We start from the raw sequence: 21587 nt of genomic DNA, 5'->3' as shown, positions 1-21587 counted from the left end.
TTAAACTACACAGTAATATAATGAATTATGGACAGTATTAAGTTTGATTACAGTAAAATCTGTAATTTCGTCACTAAAGAAGAAATGATTGCCCTGTATCCTGAGGCCCGGCAGGCATTGAAAAGCCTGAAAGAGGGAACCGGTAAAGGGAGTGATTTTTTAGGATGGTTGAACCTGCCTGTAGAAATCACCTCTGAACAGTTGGCAGATATCGAGAAAACGGCAGCCGAACTTAGAGCACGTACTCAGGTAATGGTCGTTATCGGTATCGGAGGCTCTTATCTGGGGGCACGGGCTGTCATCGAGGCTTTGGCAGATAGTTTCCACAACTATGAAAATACCGGTATGAAAGTGATTTTTGCAGGTCATAATATCGGTGAAGATTATTACCATGAATTGATTCACTACCTTCAGAATAAAGAGTTCGGTATCTGCGTGATTTCGAAATCAGGAACGACAACCGAACCGGCCATCGCTTTTCGTTTATTGAAAGAATTGCTGGAAGCTAAAGTAGGTAAAGAAGAAGCTGGAAAGCGAATTGTGGCGATTACGGATGCTTCGAAGGGAGCTTTACGTACATTAGCCGATCAGGAAGGATATAAAACTTTCGTTATCCCGGATAATGTAGGAGGACGTTTCTCCGTTCTGACACCGGTGGGATTATTGCCTATCGCTATCGCTGGGTTCGACATCAAAGAATTGGTTCAGGGAGCTATAGAAATGCGTAAGGCTTGCATCGATGACGAAAAAAGTATCGCCCTGGAATATGCCGTGGCCCGGACAGCTCTTTACCGGAAAGGATATGCCGTGGAATTGTTAGCTAACTTTAATCCGAAACTGCACTATATCACCGAGTGGTGGAAACAGCTTTACGGCGAGAGTGAAGGGAAAGCAAACAAAGGTATCTTCCCGGCAGGTGTTGATTTTACAACCGATTTGCATTCCATGGGGCAGTATATCCAGCAAGGGGTGCGCATGTTGATGGAAACCGTAATCTCTGTCGGGAAACCCCACTATCAGGTGCAGATTCCTTCGGATGCCGCTAATCTGGATAAGCTGAATTTTCTGGCCGGGAAACGGGTAGACGAAGTGAACAAAATGGCCGAACTGGGTACCCAAATTGCACACGTCGACGGCGGAGTGCCGAATATGAAGGTTTGTATGCCGGCTTTAACCGCTCAGTATATCGGGCAACTGTTTTATTTCTTCGAATTGGCTTGTGGTATCTCCGGAAGTATGTTGGGCGTGAATCCATTCGACCAACCAGGAGTGGAAGCCTATAAAAACAATATGTTTGCCCTGCTGGACAAACCCGGATATGAAGAAGCTTCCAAAGCGATTAAAGCAAAAATTTAGAAAACAGGATTTTTATCCGATAGAATGTATGCAGTCTGAAACATTCAGGCTGCATTTATTATTTCATAGAAAAGTGATATAAACTTAAACCGCTGTAACTATTAAATGGCAGGTATAATTTTTTCTTTCTATTCTGATCACCGAAGACAAATAAGTATAAAAATAATGCTGGAATTAAATCGGTTAGTAAAGTCCGTCGACTTTATGAACTAATTATACTTACGTTTCGATACTTCATTTTTCGGCGTTTTTATTTATTTTTGCTGTGCACAATAACAATAAAATAAGACTATGAGAACTATCGCAATCCTGTGTGGCGGAGGACCGGCACCGGGTATTAATACAGTTGTGGCAACTGTAACCAAAGTGTTTTTGAAAGACGGATTCCGGGTTTTGGCTATCCACGAAGGGTATAAAGGATTATTTGCTGCACATCCCGAGGTGGAGGAACTGACTTATGAAAAAGCCGATCAAATCTACAGCCGTGGAGGCTCTGCCATAAAGATGAGCCGTTTTAAACCGGAAGACCAGGATTTCACGACAGCTTTGTTTGTAAAAGAAGGTATTGAATTGCTGGTGACTATCGGAGGAGACGATACCGCTTCGACGGCTAACCGACTGACGAAATATCTGGCAGCTCATCAGGTAAATATCCGGAATATCCATGTCCCTAAGACAATAGACAATGACCTGCCTCTGCCGGAAGGTATACCGACTTTCGGGTTTACTTCCGCCAAAGAAATGGGGGTGACTATCGGTAAAGTGATAAAAGCAGAGGCATCTACGACCCAAAACTGGTATCTACTGATGTCTATGGGAAGGGAAGCCGGCCACCTGGCTTTCGAGATCGGTAAGGGGATACATGCTTCCATGATCATTATCCCGGAAATGTTCAATAAGACACAAATTACGATCGATAAAATTGTTCGCCTGATCATATCTTCCATGATCAAACGCCGGATCGTGGGGCAGAAATTCGGTGTCGTTGTAGTAGGTGAAGGAATTTTTCATTTTCTACAGGATGAAGATATTGCTTCTTCCGGAATCACTTTCGATTATGACGCTCACGGACATCCTGAATTGTCGGAAGTGAGTAAAGCCCATGTGATCAGTAAAATACTTAAAAACCGGTTGAAAGAACTGAATCTGGATATTATTTGCCGTCCGGTAGAAGTGGGGTATTCTTTGAGGTGTGTGGATCCTTCGGCTTTTGATTTGACTTATTGCACCACTTTGGGAATCGGAGTGAAAAAACTTTATGACGAAGGACATTCCGGTTGTATGGTTGCGGTAAATCTCGAAGAAGAAGTAATCCCTGTGTATCTGAAGGATGTAGAAGACGAGCATGGCAAAATCCGTACCCGTTTGGTGAATATCGATAAAGAAGTAGTACGACAAACCCTGGCTGAAAATATTTACTACCTTACTGCTCAGGATCGCTCTCTGGCGCGTAAATGGCTGGCCGATCCGGAACCGTTCGAGTATGAGAGAATATTAGGATGATAATTACGTTTTCATTATGCTGGCATACACCTATATTGAACAAGGGAAATTCGAATTACTGGAAAAGCAGAGACCGCAAATAAAAGATTCGCGTGATGCTATTGTACGTGTAACGCTTAGCAGTATTTGTACCAGTGATCTGCACATAAAACACGGCAGTGTCCCCCGGGCTCTACCCGGAATAACAGTCGGGCACGAAATGGTGGGTATCGTAGAAGAGATCGGTATTGATGTCGGTTCGGTCAAGCCCGGAGACAGGGTCACTGTAAATGTCGAGACATTTTGCGGGGAATGTTTTTTCTGCAGACGGGGATATGTAAATAATTGCACCGATCCGGACGGAGGATGGGCTTTAGGGTGTCGTATCGATGGAGGGCAGGCCGAATATGTGCGGGTTCCTTATGCCGACCGGGGATTGAACCGTATTCCCGATACCGTTAGTGACGAACAGGCTTTGTTTGTCGGCGATGTGCTGGCTACGGGTTTTTGGGCTTCCCGCATTTCGGAGATTTCCCGGGAGGATACCGTCCTTATTATCGGTGCCGGTCCTACCGGAGTCTGTACCTTACTTTGTACTCTGCTAAAACATCCAAAACGTATTATCGTTTGTGAAAAATCTCCTGAGCGAATCCGTTTTATTCAGGAATATTATCCGGAGGTAGAGGTAACTACACCGGAAGACTGCAAAAATTTCGTACTTCAAAACAGTGAGCATGGTGGAGCCGATGTGGTGTTGGAGGTGGCGGGAGGGGCGGACACCTTCCGTTTGGCATGGGATTGTGCCCGTCCCAATGCCATTATCACTATCGTAGCTCTTTACGATAAACCCCAACTTCTTCCTTTACCCGATATGTATGGTAAGAACCTGATCTTCAAAACCGGTGGAGTTGACGGTTGTGATTGTGCCGAGATCCTCCGGTTAATCGAGGAAGGGAAAATAGATACGACTCCTCTCATTACTCATAGATTCCCGCTGAAGGATATCGGAAAAGCTTACCATATCTTTGAAAACAAACTGGATGGGGTAATCAAGGTGGCCATAATTTCAAAAGTGGGCCATTTATAGAATAGGAATTTTATAAATCAGCCCCAGGGAGAAGGTTTGAGGATGTTCGTCCAAAGCCTGAAAATTTTTTCCCAAAGCCGTATAGGTGTATCGTTTCCCCCGGTAGGCTGCGAAGAAATGGAGATTTTCTTTCATCGGATAATATTCGATACCACCCTGATATCCCCAGGTAGTTCTGTATTTTCCGGATAGTAAGAGCCCGTTGCTTTTTCTGACTTCAGCCGTTTCATACATCCCTTTGGCAAACAGGTTGAGTTTCGGGAAAATACGGTAATTGATACGACTCACCAGAGATAGATAGCCGCTGTGTTGTGCACGCACAGGTTGATCTTCCCGGTAGGTAATGCCGGAAATAATACCCAGTTTGTCTATATCTTCTGCCGAATACATCACATCGAAATACAGGTTGAATCTTTCCTGTACCCAGGCTGCTGCCAAAGCCAGAAAATAGACATTTTGCTTTTCGCCTTCGTGGAATAAAGAAAAAGAACAGCGGGTGAGTAAATGTTCGTTCAGAAAATTGCCGTTCCAGTTTAGGGTATAGCCGAGGGGGGCTTTGGCTGCTTTGACTTTTTCAGGGAGAGGACCGTAAGTGTCGTCGGCTTTTCCGGAATGTCCGTCGACGATCTGGAAACGGATTTCCTGGGTCGGTGTCAGCCACCAGCAAAGATTGGCGCCGACCAGAAAGCAGGTGATCTCATTTCCCAGGTCCGAATATTCATAAACTTCTGCCGGATTGGCATCGTATTCGAAACCTCCGAAATCGGCGTATTGTTTACCGATAAAAGTCGATACGGTAGGAGTGATCCGGAATCCGACACCGAGACAATCGATAGAAGAGGGCATATTGTCGAGCTGTCCGGGGGTATTGCTCCGGTTCAGATGCTGCAACCATTTGTAATAGATCCGGTCGGTGACGTCACCACTGACTTCCAGACGCAGATAATCTACCCGAAAAGCCGATTTTTCGGTAGACTGGCTGGATAAGGCGGTATGATAAGCGATCCGGGTATTTAAATCGACATGCGGCAAACGATTGCGTTTGGAAAGGCCGGAAAGCTTTTCAAAAAGGGTTTGTCCTTTGAGGGAATCTACCCATAAAGAGGCCGGCGCAGCATAGCACAACAAAATAAAAAGCCCCAGGAGGCTAAAGTATCGGATCTGATTCATATTTTTTATATTCACGGTTTACAGGCCGCAAAAATAATCATTTCACGATAATAATTGTGCGGAGAACAGGATGATTATTTCTCCGCACAATTTGATCAGAATACAGGAAGCTGGTATACTAATCCTAATTCAATACGTTGTGGATTACTATTACCGACTCCGAATATTTTAGCTTTGTCGGTATATTGGAAAGAGCGGCCGATGTAATTCAGAAAGAAATGGAGGTTCTCTTCCATCGGATAATATTCGATTCCGGCCAGATATCCCCAGGAAGTCCGGTATTTTCCCTTGGCAAGTAAGTCTGAGGCTTTCTCTACTGAAGCGGTTTCATACATTCCCTTTGCAAAGAGATTCAGCTTGGGAAGAACCCGGTAGTTGAGGTGAAGCACCAGAGATAGGTAACGGGTGTCCAGGGCCCGGGTGTCATATCCGTCATTAGCGGTAATTTCCGAAATGATACCTGTACGGTCGAGGTCTTCGGAGGAATACATAAAGTCGAGAAAACCGATAAAACGGTTTAAATTGACTTCGGTTCCCAAAGCATAATAATACCAATTCTGTTTTTTTGCTTCGTGGAAGATAGAGGCAGACCAACGTGTTTTCAACTTATCTTCCAGCATGCTGCCGTTCCAGTTTAACGTATAACCGAGCGGGGCTTTCGAAGCTTCGATGTTGTCCGGAACTTTTCCGTACATCTCTTTAAACGAACCGTTCCGTGAATCGACGACCTGAAAATGAAAATCGTGTCGATCGTTGAGCCGATATGAAAAATCGACTCCGGTCAAAAAATTACTCATGTATTCCAGCATATCACAGTATTGATACACTTCGATCGGGTTCAGGTCGAATTCGAATCCTCCGAATGCAGTACATTGTTTTCCGGCAAATACGGAAAATTGATCGGTAACATGAAAACCGACGGCTGCATAATCGATCGACGTGGGTAGGTTGTCCAAGGATTGGGCATTATTCGCCCGGTTTAAACGCTGACGATAACGGTAATAAATCCGGTCGGTGATGTTACCCTTGGCTTCGATCCGGAGCTGATTCATCCGGAAAGAAGTTTGTTCTTCATTGCCATTATTAAAGTATACATTGAAACTACCCTGCATATTCAGGTACAGGTTAAAGGCATCCGTTTTTTTTTCGAGACGGGTTACTCGTTCGAATAAAGCGGGGCCTCCGGCATCCGTGGAAGATTGCATGTCCAGGTGTTGGGCATACAAGGCCGGAAAGGAGAGTGTACATAATCCGCATAACAATATCCATTTTTTCATAGAGAGTCGGTTTAATAAGCATTAAAATAATTCTGAATGACTTGTGGATCTTTTGTTTTTGTCAAAGCCAGCATCAAGAGTATCCGGGCTTTTTGAGGATTCAATTCCTGTGAAGCCACAAAACCGTATTTGGCATCGTCTACCTCGGCATCGAGTGTTGTCGGTCCGGTCGGAACGCGGCTGGAACGTACCACCAGTATACCTTGTTTACTGGCATTTACCAATTTGTCGAACAAATTCTTATGGATATTACCGTTTCCGACTCCGGCATGGACGATACCTTGGTAACTGTTGGTGATCAATGCATCCAAAGCTTCGGGTTCGACATTGGAATAACTGTAAACAATACCTACTTTAGGTAATTTATCCAGATGAGTGACATCGAATACCGATTGGAGCGTATGGAGTTTATCGGTCGATTGGTTATAATGTACTTTTCCATTGAATACATACCCTAAAGCTCCGGAATTGGGGGCTTGGAAAGCTTGTACGTTGATGGTATTCATCTTGGTGGCGGCATGGGCACCCAGGATGCTGCCGTTCATCACGATCATCACTCCGCGACCGACCGACTCGGAAGCACCGGCGGTAACGACGGCATTATAGAGATTCAGCGGACCGTCGGCACTCAATGAGGTTGCCGGACGCATCGCTCCGACAAGTACTACCGGTTTATTGCTTTTTACGGTCAGGTTTAAGAAAAAGGCCGTTTCCTCCATGGTATCTGTGCCGTGGGTGATCACTACACCGTCCACCTCTTTTCTTTGTAGCAGTTCGTTCAGATAATGAGCCAGTTTCAACCAAACTTCGTCGGACATATCCTGGGAACCGATTTTTACAATCTGCTCTCCGGTGATGTTAGCGATTTCTTTCAATTCGGGTACCGCCGAAATTAATTCGTTGATCGCAACCTGACCGGCCCGGTAACTGCTTCCGGTAGTACTGGTCCCTGTGCCGGCAATGGTTCCTCCCGTAGCCAGAATGTGAATATTAGGCAGTTTTTGTGCGAAACTTCCTGCCTGTAAAAACAGAAAGAGTGTGGCAAATAAGAAAATAAATCTAAGTGTTTTCATATCATTCGGTTTAAAAGTCAATAAAATGCTTAGAAAATGAATTGTACCAAAATCAGTCCGGTCATGACGGAGGTGATGGTAGCGATCAGTCCCGGCATCATAAAAGAGTGGTTCAGGACATATTTTCCGATACGGGTGGTCCCTGTCCGGTCGAAATTAATGGCCGCGACAACTGTCGGGTAGTTGGGAATAAAGAAATAACCGTTTACAGCCGGAAACATGGCGATCAACAAAAAAGGTGAAATACCCAGGGCAATCCCCAAGGGCATAAAAGCCCGGACGGTAGCGGCCTGGCTGTATAACAGGATAGACATGATGAACAGGGCGATCCCGAACAACCAAGGCATTTGTGTGACTATTCCCTCGATAGATCCTTTCAGTTCGGTCATATTTCCTTGTAAGAAAGTATCACCCATCCAAGCGATACCGAAGATCGCGACAACGGCCTGCATTCCGGCCGAAAAGACACTACCCTGAGCTGCTTTGATTCCGTTGGCTTTCGTGAATAATAAAATCAAAGCTGCAGCCGATAACATCAGGATCTCGATAATAGAAGCCATATCGACAGTGACCGGTTTCCCATCGATAATATGAGAGGGACGGAGGTTGTCGAAAGACCCGAAGATAACGATGAAAACAGTGGCAATCACAAAGATAAGAACAGAAAGTAAAGCCTTATGTTTATTACCTATATCCTTGAGTTCATAATGGCTGTTGTCTAATAAACCTTCCTTCAGACGTCTTTGGTATTCGGGATCGTCGACTAATTCTTTACCTACCCTTAGCGAATACAAAGCTCCGAGAAAGACGCCGCATAGCGTGGATGGAATTGTAATGATCAGGATATCGAGCAAAGAGATATTGAATCCGGTTAAAAGTCCCAAAAGGGCAACGGTAGCCGCAGAGATCGGACTGGCTGTAATGGCTTGCTGGGAAGCGATGACAGCTATTCCTAAAGGACGTTCGGGGCGTATTTTGGTTTCCCGGGCTACTTCGGCAATGACCGGAAGAACAGAATAAGCGACATGGCCTGTTCCGGCTACAAAAGAAAAGAAATAGGTCACCAGGGGACTTAGGAAGGTGATTTGGGCGGGACGTTTCCGTAAGAGGTGCTCGGCTCCGCGTACCATCAGGTCCAATCCTCCGGCTGCCTGCATACAAGCAGCGGCAGTAATAACAGCAACTATCATCAGCATCACATCGATAGGAGGGGCTGTCGGTTGTAAACCGAAAACAAAAGTCAAAATTCCCAGACCGATACCTCCCATAACCCCCAAACCGATACCTCCTAAACGGGCACCGACGATGATCGCTGTTAAAACAAAAGCAAATTGTAGTATCATACCCTTTTTTTATACTCTAACAAATTGTACACAAATAATTCAAAAATGTTTCATTTACATGGAGATATCTCTCTATTTTCTTGTAAGATTAAAAAAAAATCTACATCTTCGCGGGCGAATTTATCATATCGGGAAAAGATTTTATTATTATCAAAAAACAATTAAGAATGAGAACATTAGGAAAATTGAAATTAATAGCAGTTTCTGCTGCTTTAGTATTGGGAATGAGTTCCTGTTTAAAGAACGATAAGAAATTCGCCATTTATGCATCACCGGCTTATATTCTTCAGGAAGGGAACAGCTATCAGCTGCAAATTCAAGTGCAGGGAAATGAACAAATAAAGTCGGCTTCAGCTTCTTTGAATGGTAAAAACTATTCTTTTTCTGCTGTGGAAGGCTCCCAAAATTTTTTGATGCAGATCAATGCTTATTCAGCACCGACATTGGATACGATCAAGGAAGGTTTATGCACCGTTACTGCTTTTAATGCCGAAGGCAATTCGGCAGTCAGCCAACTCCAGTTTTATGGTACGGATAAAAAAATCGGAAATGTTACGCTGACAAAATTTTCTTATTCCGGAGCTGATGGTAAAGTAACTGCAGAATGGAATAAAGTCGAAAATGCAGAAGCCTATTATTTATTGTATCGGATCAAAAGTTCTTCTATGATGTTCGGAGATAATATGTGGCTTCCGTATGTTCAGTTGTCTGTCACCGATAAAGAGAATCCCTCTGCAACGACAAATATTCCTTTTACTAAAGACGATGAATATGAAATTGCAATCGGAGCTACCTATAAGACAGCTTTGAGAGTATCCTACCCTACTTTGCGTGTTACCGGCGGAAAAGATGCTTCTATCAACTAAGCTTTTTTAGAAAAATCATATCGGAAAACGGGATTTTATCGATCCCGTTTTTCTTTTGTCTGTATTTTTGCCGATTCCGTGTCTGAGTTGAATTCGGTCCTGAATGATACCGGAAAATGAGATGGGAATCGGCGGCAAAAGAATATATTAAAATGAACCCCCCGAGCCGATAAGCAAGAGGGGTAAAAACGGTATGTACCGAAGGATTAGCTCAATCTTACTGTATCCATAGCGATCACAAGCTCTTCATCTGTAGTAACCGTCATCACCGTGGTAGTCGATTGTTCTGTGCTGATAATCGTATCTTTTCCCCGGACTTCGTTCTTTTGTTTGTCGACCTGGATGCCAAGGTAGTCCATATTCTTACAGGTTTCCCAGCGTACCAGATTGTCGTTTTCGCCGATACCTCCCGTGAAGATAATCAAGTCTACACCGTTCAGTACTGCGGCGTAAGCTCCGATATATTTCTTCACATTGTAACAGAAGACATCGAGAGCCAAGGCCGCTTTTTCGTTGCCTTTTTCCATGGCTGCCTGCAATTCGCGGAAGTCAGAAGAAACACCGGAGATTCCCTGAACCCCTGATTTCTTATTAATCAAATTGTTGGCTTTGGGAAGATCCAGCCCTTCTTTTTCACAGATATAGAGTAGGGCACCCAAATCCAGATCTCCGGCCCGCGTTCCCATCACTAGTCCGGCTACAGGAGTAAATCCCATCGAGGTATCGACCGATTTACCTTTATCGATCGCCGTAATCGAAGCTCCGTTACCCAAATGGCAAGTGATGATTTTCTTTTCGGTAATATCCCAACCTAAGATCCGGCATGCTTTCTCTGCTACAAATTTATGGGAAGTACCGTGGAAGCCATATCTTCTGACTCCGTATTCTTCATAATATTCGTAAGGAATACCATAAATGAAAGCTTTTTTAGGCAGAGTCTGATGGAAAGAAGTATCGAAAACGGCCACCTGAGGTACGGAAGGAAGCAATTTTTCCATCGTTTCGATCCCTTTCAGGTTTGCCGGATTGTGCAGAGGAGCGATTTCACCTAAAGCTTTGATTTTAGCTTTGGCTTCATCGTCGATTTTCACGCTCTCGGAGAAATATTCACCTCCGTGTGCAACACGATGGCCGACAGCATCGATTTCGTTCAGAGATTTCAATACTCCATGATCAGGATGAACCAATGCTTTCAGGATCAGATCCATACCGACACTATGATCCATAATCGGTTGCTCGGCGACTACTTTGTCTTTACCTTCCGGTTTATAAGTAAAACTACCGTAAGTCAAACCGATTTTTTCTACAATACCTTTGGCGAGCACGACAGGTACTGCATCCATATTCAGTAATTGATACTTGATGGACGAACTACCGCAGTTTAATACTAAAACATTCATTTCTATTTTATTAAACGTTTTTATTCCGTTAATTTATTCCGGCGGCCTGATTTACTGTGATCGCTACCAGATTGACGATATCACTGACAGAACAACCTCTGGACAGGTCGTTGATAGGAGCGGCCATCCCCTGAAGTACAGGACCTACAGCTTCGATACCGGCGATACGTTGTACTAATTTATAACTGATATTTCCAACTTCCAGACTAGGGAAAATCAAAACATTGGCTTTGCCGGCGACAGGGCTACCCGGAGCTTTGCTTGCCCCTACGGAAGGAACCAGCGCTGCATCGGCCTGCATTTCTCCGTCGATCATAACGTCCGGAGCCATTTGTTTGGCCAGTTCTGTTGCTTTTACCACTTTGTCGACCAATTCATTTTTGGCAGAACCTTTTGTCGAGAAACTCAACATAGCTACCCGGGGCTCGATTTTGGCAATGGCACGGGCTGTTCCGGCTGTAGATACCGCAATTTGTGCCAGTTCTTCTGCTGTCGGATTAGGAAGTACTGCACAGTCAGCACAAACAATTAAACCGTTTTCACCATATTCGGGTTTGTTGGTCAGCAACAAGAAGGCACCTGAAACGACGGAAATCCCCGGTAAAGTCTTTACAATTTGCAGAGCAGGACGTAAAACATCGCCCGTTGCATTTTTAGCACCGGCAACTTCTCCGTCTGCATCTCCGCTCTTAATCATCAAAGTCGCCAGGTAAAGGGGATCTGTAACCAGTTTTAAAGCTTGTTCTCTGGTCATTCCTTTACTTTTACGCAGCTCTACCAATAAATCGGCATATTGTTCTTTTTTGGCATGTGATTCCGGATCGATAACGGTAGCTTTGCCGATGTTTTTCAGATTGTGTTTTTGAGCTAAAGCCTGTATTTCGGCCGGATTACCGATCAGGATAATCTTAGCGATCCCTTCTCCGATAATCTGGTCTGCTGCCTGAATCGTCCGTTCTTCTGTACCTTCCGGGAGAACAATTGTTTTACACTGTTTTTTGGCATTTTCTTTGATTTGTTCTAAAAGTTCCATTGTATTGTATTTTTTATCCAGTTTCTTTTAAACGTTTGCAAAAGTAGGAATAAAATAACTAAAAAAGAAAAAGAGTTGCCTTTAAAAGGTCAACTCTTTATATCGAATTCGAATTTTGGCTTATTCCCCTTCTTTGTAGATGGTGACACAAGTATTCGCATTGCCTATATCGATACCGACAGCTAGCTGAGGATTTCTGAATATCTTAATTTCTTCCGCTTCAATATTATGCGGGATATTCGAACGGGCGACGGAAGATTTGATTTTAGAGTTCAGACAATACCCCTGAGAAGCACATTTCTCCGGTTCAGGATATACATTGACCGATACGATATCGCCGAATTCTTCTTTGAAGCAATCGACCAGTTCAGGATACAAAGCACCACCACCGACTAAATACATTTTCGTACATTTATTGAAATCATCGTCTATAAATGCTTTTCTTAAGTTAGGAGCGACGATTTCATTATAGTACATTTTCAATACTTTTTCACGTATATCCAATATGTTGTGTTTAACCCGGTTTACAGTGATATTTCCTTTTTGGAAAGCTACATCTATCTGGTGTTCTGTTTTGAGGTTCAGATAGAAATTTTTACTGAGCTCATTGGCCAATAAATTTACGGCATGACGGATACCGTGTGTACTGACGGCTGAACGGTTGATCAGTCCGGCTCTTGTCGAAACGACGGCTTCGCAGGTGCCGTATCCGAGGCTGACGATAAAAAAGTTTTCTTTTTCTTGCAGGTTCCCCTCGCGGATTGCTGTCGTACATCCCATGATTTCAGGAATAATCTCGACTTTACCTACGTTCACTTCACGTTTGGTTGTATTCGGACCACCGAAAGTGGAAGCATCGTAATTGATAATATGTCGTCCTTGTAAGACTTCCATCGCTTTATCCCGGTAGAGTATATAAGTTGCGAACGGGAATCCTGTCGTCAGATAGATTTCCTCTTCTCCTTTCGGTTGGGTAAGCAACAAACTGGCTTCACTCAATAATTTATACTCTTCGTCTGTCGGGGCTGCATTGATACTCTTATGTGGAGAATAGCCTTCGACCAGTGCCAGGTTACCGACGATGTAATCCGTATCATCGAGATTGATCTTTATCCCATCCAGTATATTTTCTGCAACGTTAGCAAGTTCCTGATTAGTCGCTTCATATACGCTAGGAAAATTGTAAGACTTCAACATATAAAATGATTATTTTAGGTTTTAACATTTCAATTACACACAAACACGTACAAATCTATATAAAATATTTGAATGGAGGGTGTTTTATATCCAAAAATCGTTAAAAAAATGATTTCTTTAAAAATGCAGACTATTATTTAAGAAAAATATGTTCTTTTGTTCTTATGTCGTAAATATAAAAACACCTATATTTGTCTCTACTAAAAAACTATATGGAACAAGAAATACAACTCAACGGCCACAACAAACAGGAGTATCCTCCTATGCATACGGCAGAGCATATACTGAATCAGACTATGATCCGGATGTTCGGCTGTGAACGTTCGAAAAATACGCATATCGAACGAAAAAAATCAAAATGCGATTATATTTTATCCGTCGAGCCAACTGCGGAAATGATCACAGAAATAGAAAACAGAGTGAACGAAGTGATCGGACAAGATTTACCTGTCACTACTTGTTTTGTTACCCGGGAAGAGGTGCCTGAAGGGGTGGATCTGAGTAAACTTCCTGAGGATGCCAGTGCTACTTTACGGATTGTAAAGATCGGAGAGTACGACACTTGTGCTTGTATCGGACAACATGTCGGTACGACTGCCGAAATTGGAAAGTTTAAGATTATATCCTGGGATTTTGAATCGAACCGTCTGCGTTTAAGATTCAAACTGGAGCTTTAATCCGGTCTATTTTTTCGGCATTTCATTTGTTTCATTATCTTTGTGGTTTAAAATTTAATTAATCGTTACGACGGTTAAAAGTCTAATTAATTATAGTTGAAGTAAAACTGTTATTATGAAGTTATTAGAAGGAAAGACAGCACTGATTACCGGTGCTTCCAGAGGTATTGGGAAAGCGGTGGCTCTGGCATTTGCCAAACAAGGTGCAAATATTGCTTTTACGGATTTGAGATATGACGAGAATGCACAGGCTACTGAAAAAGAAATCGAAGCTTGTGGAGTGAAAGCTAAAATGTATGCCTCCAATGCTGCTGATTTTGCCCAGACTGCCGCTACTGTAGAAGAGATTGCAAAAGAATTCGGCCGGATCGATATTTTAGTGAACAACGCCGGTATTACTAAAGATACTTTGTTGATGAGAATGACGGAAGAACAATGGGATGCCGTTATCAATGTCAACCTGAAATCTGTATTTAATTTTACCAAAGCCGTATCGGCTATCATGCTGAAACAGAAAAGCGGTTCGATTATCAGCATGAGCTCTGTTGTCGGCGTGAGCGGAAATGCCGGACAGGCGAACTATTCTGCTTCCAAAGCCGGTATTATCGGTTTTACCAAGAGTGTGGCCAAAGAATTGGGATCCAGAAATATCCGGGCCAATGCCGTTGCTCCGGGATTTATCATTACAGATATGACGGCACAGTTGCCCGAAGATGTGCGTAAAGAATGGGCCGCTAAAATTCCTTTGAGAAGAGGAGGTACGCCTGAGGATATTGCCGATGTATGTACCTTCCTGGCTTCGGATATGTCCAGATATGTTACCGGACAAGTGATCCATGTTTGCGGCGGTATGAATATGTAATATAGGTGATGCTCCGAAGCAGAAAAAACGCTGCTTCGGGGTATGCTAAAGCGGTTCGGGGTGGTATTTGAGTATTCTATGGCATGGCTTTTGCCTATTGCAGGTTTGTCGTTTGTTATTGCCTGGCTTAAATTCAGGAAACTTTCAAAATTACCGGATATTTCTAAAGGAATGGCCCTGCTTATTTCCGGGCTTCGTTTTATTGTCATTTTTACTTTACTTGCTTTACTTTTAAATCCTGCTTTTTCGTGGGTCGAAAAGACGAAAGAGAAACCTTTGCTGGTCTTGGCTCAGGATAATTCTGCTTCTCTGATAAAAACGAAGGATTCCTTGTACTATCGGAATGAATACAAGGCATCTTTAGAAAAGATGAGCAAGGCTTTGAAAAGCAAGTTCGATATCGTTCCTTTAACTTTCGGAGCTTCGATCCGTCAAAACGATGAATACGATTTCTCGGAACAATACACGAATATCTCAGCAGTATTCGACTATACCGACCAGCATTTTATCGTCCGCCGCCCGGCGGCTATGATTTTATTCTCCGACGGGATCTACAATACCGGTGTGAATCCGAAATACAAAACACCTGATTTTCCGGTCTATACCGTTGCTTTGGGGGATACCGTTGCTTATCCCGATGTCTATATCCGGAATGTGGAAACGGATAAATTCAATTTTGTAAATACTATTTTTCCGATAAAAGTCGAAGTCGGTGCCATAAAACAGAAAGGAAGCCAGGTAAAATGCAGTTTAAAACAAAATGATCAGGTCATTGCCCGACAGATTTTAACTATTGGACAAGATTATTTTTTTCAGGAAGTCTCCTTCGAAGTAGAAGCTCCGAAAAAAGGAATATTCCGGTATAGTGTCGAACTGGAAAACGATAGGGTGGAACGTACTTATGAAAACAACCGGATAGAAACCTGGATGAATATTATAGATAATTCTGCTAAAGTTGCTATTTATACCACTGCTCCACATCCGGATATTGCTGCAATTAAGAATGCAGTCGGTGTATCCGGTATATACCGATGTAAACTTTATCGCTGGGAAGAACCGCTGGATAGTCTGAATGCTAATCTGGTTATCTTGCATAATCCTGATCCGCATAGTACAGGCTATCAGCAATTGATGCAGGAAATAAACCGCAGAAAATTGTCGGTTTGGTATATATTGACTACGCCCGAATGTATCGCTGGTTTCTCCAAACTCCAAAATTTATACACTTCCGATATTAGTGCCGATCAAACCGAATATGCCTCTTTACAGATCAATGAACAATTTTCCTATTTCGAATTCTCGGAGACGGAAAAAGCGGCTTATAAGGATTACCCTCCTATAATCGTACCTTTTGGAGAGATCAACACCGGTGCTGGGAAAATTTTATTCAGTCAGAAAATTAAAAATACACCTACTTCGAATGGAATTCTTGGTTTTTATGATTTGAATGGACAAAAAATTTCTTATTTTTGGGGAGAAGGTCTTTGGAAATGGCGATTATATTCCTATCAGGAAAATGGTAATCACGAACCGTTCAACACGCTGATCAATAAAATTGTGGGTTATCTGACTACCCGTCAGGGAACGGAACGCTTGGTGGATGACATTGAACCTCTCTACGAAGAGTCGGAAGAGATTGTGATTAATGTAGAGTTGTATAACGATAGTTATGAACTTATTAATACTCCTGATCTAAAGATGGAATTAAATATTGGCGGGAAAACGTATAACTATCTTTTCAATCGGAACGGGGAAAAATATAGAATGACTTTGGGTAACCTGCAGGCCGGAGAGTACAATTTTCGTCTGAGTACAGATTTGAAAGGAGAACGATTCACCAAAAAGGGAATTTTTTATGTGAAGAGCCATAATCCGGAATTGAATCGTTTAGTGGCCGATCTGTCCTTACTCAAAGAAATAGCCCGGCATACCGGAGGGGAGTCGGTAAGTGTACGGGATATGGTCCGATTGACGAATGAATTGAATTCAAATGACAGATATATATCCGAATACAAAAGTGAAACGGGATTTTCAGACCTCAGTGAGATAAAAATATTAGGGTTGATAATACTTTTGCTATTATGCATGGAATGGTTTTTACTAAAATTTTTCGCCGGTTGATTTTGGGCCTTTGGGGGGCCACCCTGTGTTCGTGTACCACCTATCGCACCTTATCGATCGAGATACTTCAACCTGCCGGTTTTCATATCGAACAAGGAAAAAAACTGGCTTTGCTAGAAAGAAACATCCGCAACGAAAACAGTATATTGACTTTTATGAAGAATATTCCTGAATTAGACCGGGAGTATTTATTTGAAGATTTCTGTGAAGGGGTGAAATTTATCTGGGAAACTTCGGGGTACAAAGATGCTATAATATGTTTAAAAGAACAGGAAATGGGCTATTGGAACCAATCCTCTACTCCGCCCCCTTTCGCTCCGGATAGTATAATGAATATGTGCCGGAATTTTCACGTGGACTACCTCTTATCCATAGAACTACAGTATTATGATAACGCAGATCCTGGAGGAGAGATAAATACCATTTGGTTTACCCGGTTGTACGATAAAGAACAAGGCGAACCGGTCGATTCTGTGAAGATCTCTTTTAAACTGGATCAGGAAAAACTCGGGGAGTTCGATAACATACCGGAATGTATCCGCAATAGTTTTTGGGAAGCAGGAATGATTTCAGGCCGGCATTTGGTTCCTTCGTGGCAAAAAACACAGCGAAGAGTGTATACTTCCGGGAAAGTGTTGCGGCTGGGGGATACTTTTTTGAGGCATGGTGATAGCGAAGAGGCATTCAATATATGGACCGGTGCCTTAAAATTGACGCCTAAAACAGCTGTCCAGGCCGGGATTAATTTGGGATGGTTGTATGAAAATGCCGGAGATTTCGAACAGGCAAGAGATATTTTATCGGAATGCCGGAAGCTGGCAGAAGAGAATAAGCTAAAAGGGGAAGAAGTGAATTACCTGAAAGATTATCTCGAAATCATTTGCCGGAGAATTACAGAGATGGAAATTCTGGATCGACAAACTTTGCCTGCCGAGCCTTAAAAACAGAAAAGTATATGTTAGATATTTATAAAGCTTCGGCTGGAGCAGGAAAGACTTTTGCCCTGACCCTGGAATATTTCAGGACGATTTTTGCTTCTCCTGCTGAATATAAGAATATTTTAGCCGTGACCTTCACCAATAAGGCCACCGAAGAGATGAAGTCGCGTATTATCAATGAACTGCATCGTTTGGCAGACGGGAAAACAAGTGATTACGGAGAGGCCTTGAAGCAGGAATTCGGATTTACCGACGAGCAATTGAAAAACAGAGCTGTTTTGCTTCGTACAATGTTATTGCATGATTACGGACGATTGGCAGTGACGACGATCGATCGTTTTTTTCAACGCATTATCAAAGCTTTTACCAGGGAATTGGGCATCTTTCCGGGCTATAATGTAGAATTGGATAGTGATTTTGTATTGCTCAAAGCTGTCGACAAAGTCATGCAACAGGTGAAAGACAATCCGGGATTGAAAAATTGGATCAGTGAATTGATGAGTAGTAATGTAGAAGAGGGAAAATCGTGGAGTATCAAATCAAAAATAGCCGAGCTCGGTGAAGAACTGTTCAAAGAGAACTACATGCTTTTTGACAAGCATATTCTGGATAAATTCAGTGATAAGGAATTTTTGAAGAATTACCGCTCTTTTTTGACCGCTACCGTTCAAGCTTACGAAAGCCGGCAGGCTGCTATCGGACAGGAAGCGATCGGATTGATCCGGAGCGAAGGGCTTGAACAAACCGACTTTAAAGGTGGAAAGGCAGGATGTGTATCTTATTTTTATAAACTGGTTGCCGGGAATTTCGACGAACCGACGGCTACCGTAAGAAAGGGAGCTCAGGATAGTGCGGCGTGGGTAACCAAAACTTCTCCCCGCAAAGCAACCATCGGGTCTATATGCCCCCGGCTTATGCAACTCCTGCAGGATATTCTGAATCGGTTCGACCAGGATTACAGCTATTATTTGTCAGCCCGGATGCTGTCCGATAATTTGTACCAGTTGGGGATTTTAAATGACCTTTATCAGGAGGTTAGGGCCTATTGTGACGAGAAAGGGCTCATGTTGCTGAGTGATACGACGCATATTCTGAATATGCTGATTGCAGATAACGATACGTCGTTTTTATTTGAAAAGTGTGGGAATTATTATAAGCATCTGATGATCGACGAATTTCAGGATACTTCGGGGATGCAATGGAAAAATTTCCGCCCCCTGGTGGTAAACAGTTTATCGGAAGGGTGCCGGACTATGATTGTGGGAGATGTCAAGCAAAGTATCTACCGTTGGCGAAACGGAGATTGGAGTCTGCTGGCCAACGAGGTAGAGCGGCAATTCAGCAGCTTGGGAGTGAATACCGTCATTTTAAAAAATAACTGGCGTAGTGCCCCTGAAATCGTAAATTTCAATAATACCTTCTTTGAGAAAGCAGTCGGTATGCTGACCGATCTATACATTGCCGATGCAGGTGGGGAAGTAAAGGAAAAAACGATAGCTGAAGCTTATCAGGGACTTCAACAGATTCCCCGGAAAAAGAAAAAAGGATATGTCGATATTGTGTTCGGCCCCGACAAAAAGGCAGAAGGGGGGGAGAATATAATCCTGGCAGACCTGATCGCAATCATTCGGGATATCCGGCAAAGGGGAGGACAGTTAAAAGATATCGTTATTTTGGTGAGGGGTGGGAAGGAAGGTGCGCTGGTTGCCGATTTTCTGATGGAATACAATAAGACAGCTGACCGGCCGATCGGTTTTATCTCAAATGATTCGTTGTACGTCTGGTCGTCTCCCTATATACAATTTATCATCGCCATTCTGAAATATATGGTAGATCCCTGCGATATGGTCAATAAGACCCAGATTCTTTATTTTTATCGGGTTTTTATTCAGGATGAGAACAATCCGGATTTGCACGATATTTTTTCCGGAATAGGGGAAAAAGAATTATTCGAGGTCTTAGGAACTGATTTTGAATTGGATAAAAATAAAATCATGTCTTATTCCTTATATGAGACGATTGAAACTATTCTGGATAAATTTTCACTTCGTAAGAAACGGGAAGAAATTCCTTATTTGATTGCGTTTCAAGATATTATATATGAATATGAAACCAATAACTCCAATAGTATAACTTTATTTCTGGATTGGTGGGAGAAAGAGCAGGGTAAAAGAGTACTGACCACTTCCGAAGAAGTCGATGCAGTGCGTATTTTAACTATCCACAAATCCAAGGGACTGGAATTTGAATTCGTACTTTTGCCGTTCTGTAGCTGGGAACTGGATAGTGTCCGGCCCGTCAGACGAATTTGGTGTATGAATAACGAACAAGGATTCAATCAATTAGACTATGCTCCATTGAACTATTCCTCCAAGTTAACGAACACCATCTTTAAAAAAGATTACCTGGACGAACACCTGAAAGCCTATATCGATAACCTGAACTTGTTATATGTTGCCCTGACGCGTGCCAAGACCGAGCTTTATGTACGTCCGTACTCTCCCAAAATCAATAAAGACGGTAGCATCTCGATGTCGGATATCGGAGCTTTTATTTATAGTGTATTAGCTGAAACCGAATTAGTGGATAATGCAACTATGCAGGTCGCATTGGGAGAAAAACAGTGTTTCCCTTCAAAAGCCGGAGCAGGTCAGACTTCTGTTACTCTTCAGAATTATCCGGTTTTTCAACCGGGAGAAAGAATCAGTATCAAGTACAAATTCCGGGACTATACCGAGCCTCAGCAAGCTTCTCTTTCGGCGATCGACGAAGGAAAATTATTGCATGAAATTTTTAAACACATCCGGTATGCCGGGGATGTGTCACAGGCTGTTCAACAAGCCTATTTGGAGGGATTGATTTCTATCCGGGAAAAGGAGGCTTACTGTGCGAAGATCGAAGCATATATTTCCAACCCACAAGCTTCTGAATGGTTCGGACCCGAAAATAATATTATGAATGAGAGGGATATTTTATTTCCCGGAGGCAGGAAAACCCGTCCGGACCGAATTATTTTCAACGGTTCGGTAGTCCGTATCATCGATTATAAATTCGGACAAAGTGAGGAAAATAAATATTTGAAACAGGTCGGTTTTTATTGTAATACCTTACGGAAAATGGGATTTAAAGAAGTAGAGGGGTATGTATGGTATGTAAAGTCCGGTAAAATCGTACAGGTATAAAAACAAGCTGTCTCGATACTGAAGCGAACCCTAAGAGTTAGACAAAAAACTTTGGCAGTTGTATAAAAAACTTTACGTTACGTTTCTGTCAGACACCACCGGACTTGGAAACCATAAATTTCAACGAAACAGAGGTTTTCCGATCTCTTGTAGTAAAATTGGTTTCAAAATCAATGCCTTACAGGAAATTATTCTGATAAAGTAGCTCAGCTATCCATACTTCGATAGAGATGATCCGGTGTTTTTATTCTGTAAATTTTCCTTATCCTTTCTTTGCCGGTTTACGCTAACGGTAGATGCCGGGTTTTGTGCCGGAAGACCTTTGGAGCAGGAATGAGGGTCCGGTTAGATTCTCCGAATGCCCGACCGGTGGTGTCTGACGACACAGAACCCGAAATCGGAATAAAAAGAAAAAAATTGAACCTCCTGACTTCGTCATTGCGTACCCCAAAATTCTTCGTCAAAGAGTTTAGCTATTTTCTGATGCCTTGCCATCAGCATGGTTTGCGTATAAACCTCCTTG

17 protein-coding genes are annotated in these 21587 nt (G+C 42.8%); 10 read left to right on the top strand and 7 right to left on the bottom strand.

Annotation, left to right across the window (positions count from 1 at the left end):
• Window positions 1-27 precede the first annotated feature (27 nt).
• The 3 genes from AC5RDS_RS01460 (at window position 28) to AC5RDS_RS01450 (ending at window position 3925) form a co-directional block, all read left to right on the top strand.
• Complete coding sequence (locus tag AC5RDS_RS01460; RefSeq protein ID WP_013610982.1) at window positions 28-1356, top strand: glucose-6-phosphate isomerase; 1329 nt, start codon at window positions 28-30, stop codon at window positions 1354-1356.
• A gap of 291 nt (window positions 1357-1647) precedes the next feature.
• Window positions 1648-2859 (top strand): 6-phosphofructokinase, encoded by a 1212-nt coding sequence (locus tag AC5RDS_RS01455; RefSeq protein ID WP_013610983.1) that lies wholly within the window; start codon window positions 1648-1650, stop codon window positions 2857-2859.
• 16 nt (window positions 2860-2875) lie between these two features.
• On the top strand, window positions 2876-3925 hold the full coding sequence (locus AC5RDS_RS01450; RefSeq protein ID WP_013610984.1) for an alcohol dehydrogenase: 1050 nt from the start codon (window positions 2876-2878) through the stop codon (window positions 3923-3925).
• Here AC5RDS_RS01450 and AC5RDS_RS01445 read toward each other — a convergent pair.
• The 4 genes from AC5RDS_RS01445 to AC5RDS_RS01430 form a co-directional block, all read right to left on the bottom strand.
• A complete protein-coding gene (locus tag AC5RDS_RS01445; RefSeq protein ID WP_087382889.1) occupies window positions 3920-5095 on the bottom strand; it encodes a porin in 1176 nt (391 codons plus the stop codon). The two genes, AC5RDS_RS01450 and AC5RDS_RS01445, sit on opposite strands and share 6 nt — an antisense overlap.
• A gap of 95 nt (window positions 5096-5190) precedes the next feature.
• Entirely contained in the window at window positions 5191-6372 is a 1182-nt protein-coding gene (locus tag AC5RDS_RS01440) for a porin (RefSeq protein ID WP_013610986.1), read from the bottom strand.
• 11 nt (window positions 6373-6383) lie between these two features.
• The gene (gene ansB, locus AC5RDS_RS01435) at window positions 6384-7445 is read right to left on the bottom strand and encodes an L-asparaginase 2 (protein WP_013610987.1); all 1062 of its coding nucleotides are present in this window, start codon (window positions 7443-7445) and stop codon (window positions 6384-6386) included.
• A 29-nt stretch (window positions 7446-7474) separates the two neighbouring features.
• Window positions 7475-8788, bottom strand: coding sequence for an anaerobic C4-dicarboxylate transporter family protein (locus AC5RDS_RS01430; protein ID WP_217774189.1), 1314 nt, complete (start codon window positions 8786-8788; stop codon window positions 7475-7477).
• A 167-nt stretch (window positions 8789-8955) separates the two neighbouring features.
• Here AC5RDS_RS01430 and AC5RDS_RS01425 point away from each other — a divergent pair, with 167 nt between their 5' ends.
• The gene (locus AC5RDS_RS01425; protein ID WP_118104719.1) at window positions 8956-9654 is read left to right on the top strand and encodes a hypothetical protein; all 699 of its coding nucleotides are present in this window, start codon (window positions 8956-8958) and stop codon (window positions 9652-9654) included.
• Window positions 9655-9860: 206 nt separating this feature from the next.
• Here the strand turns inward: AC5RDS_RS01425 and AC5RDS_RS01420 are convergent, their stop codons facing one another.
• The 3 genes from AC5RDS_RS01420 to AC5RDS_RS01410 form a co-directional block, all read right to left on the bottom strand.
• Window positions 9861-11054: an acetate/propionate family kinase gene (locus AC5RDS_RS01420; RefSeq protein WP_013610990.1), complete on the bottom strand. Its 1194-nt coding sequence runs from the start codon at window positions 11052-11054 to the stop codon at window positions 9861-9863.
• Between the two features lie 28 nt (window positions 11055-11082).
• The gene (pta, locus tag AC5RDS_RS01415; protein WP_013610991.1) at window positions 11083-12087 is read right to left on the bottom strand and encodes a phosphate acetyltransferase; all 1005 of its coding nucleotides are present in this window, start codon (window positions 12085-12087) and stop codon (window positions 11083-11085) included.
• A gap of 120 nt (window positions 12088-12207) precedes the next feature.
• A complete protein-coding gene (locus tag AC5RDS_RS01410; RefSeq protein WP_022160292.1) occupies window positions 12208-13284 on the bottom strand; it encodes a ParM/StbA family protein in 1077 nt (358 codons plus the stop codon).
• A gap of 212 nt (window positions 13285-13496) precedes the next feature.
• Here AC5RDS_RS01410 and AC5RDS_RS01405 point away from each other — a divergent pair, with 212 nt between their 5' ends.
• The 6 genes from AC5RDS_RS01405 to AC5RDS_RS01380 all read left to right on the top strand — a co-directional run.
• Window positions 13497-13961, top strand: a complete 465-nt coding sequence (locus AC5RDS_RS01405) for an alanyl-tRNA editing protein (RefSeq protein WP_041556339.1) — start codon at window positions 13497-13499, stop codon at window positions 13959-13961.
• A 115-nt stretch (window positions 13962-14076) separates the two neighbouring features.
• Window positions 14077-14823 (top strand): 3-oxoacyl-[acyl-carrier-protein] reductase, encoded by a 747-nt coding sequence (fabG, locus tag AC5RDS_RS01400; protein ID WP_013610994.1) that lies wholly within the window; start codon window positions 14077-14079, stop codon window positions 14821-14823.
• A gap of 42 nt (window positions 14824-14865) precedes the next feature.
• The gene (locus tag AC5RDS_RS01395; protein WP_118104721.1) at window positions 14866-16944 is read left to right on the top strand and encodes a polysaccharide deacetylase family protein; all 2079 of its coding nucleotides are present in this window, start codon (window positions 14866-14868) and stop codon (window positions 16942-16944) included.
• Window positions 16914-17885: a DUF6340 family protein gene (locus AC5RDS_RS01390; RefSeq protein WP_146752595.1), complete on the top strand. Its 972-nt coding sequence runs from the start codon at window positions 16914-16916 to the stop codon at window positions 17883-17885. The genes AC5RDS_RS01395 and AC5RDS_RS01390 overlap by 31 nt, the downstream gene beginning before the upstream one ends.
• A gap of 14 nt (window positions 17886-17899) precedes the next feature.
• Complete coding sequence (locus tag AC5RDS_RS01385) at window positions 17900-21064, top strand: UvrD-helicase domain-containing protein (protein ID WP_118113112.1); 3165 nt, start codon at window positions 17900-17902, stop codon at window positions 21062-21064.
• A 333-nt stretch (window positions 21065-21397) separates the two neighbouring features.
• Window positions 21398-21587: hypothetical protein (locus tag AC5RDS_RS01380; protein WP_494222184.1), on the top strand; the 190-nt coding region annotated here is incomplete at its 3' end.

The sequence above is a fragment of the Odoribacter sp. genome (assembly GCF_985060555.1).
This window is presented reverse-complemented; position numbering and strand designations above follow the sequence as displayed.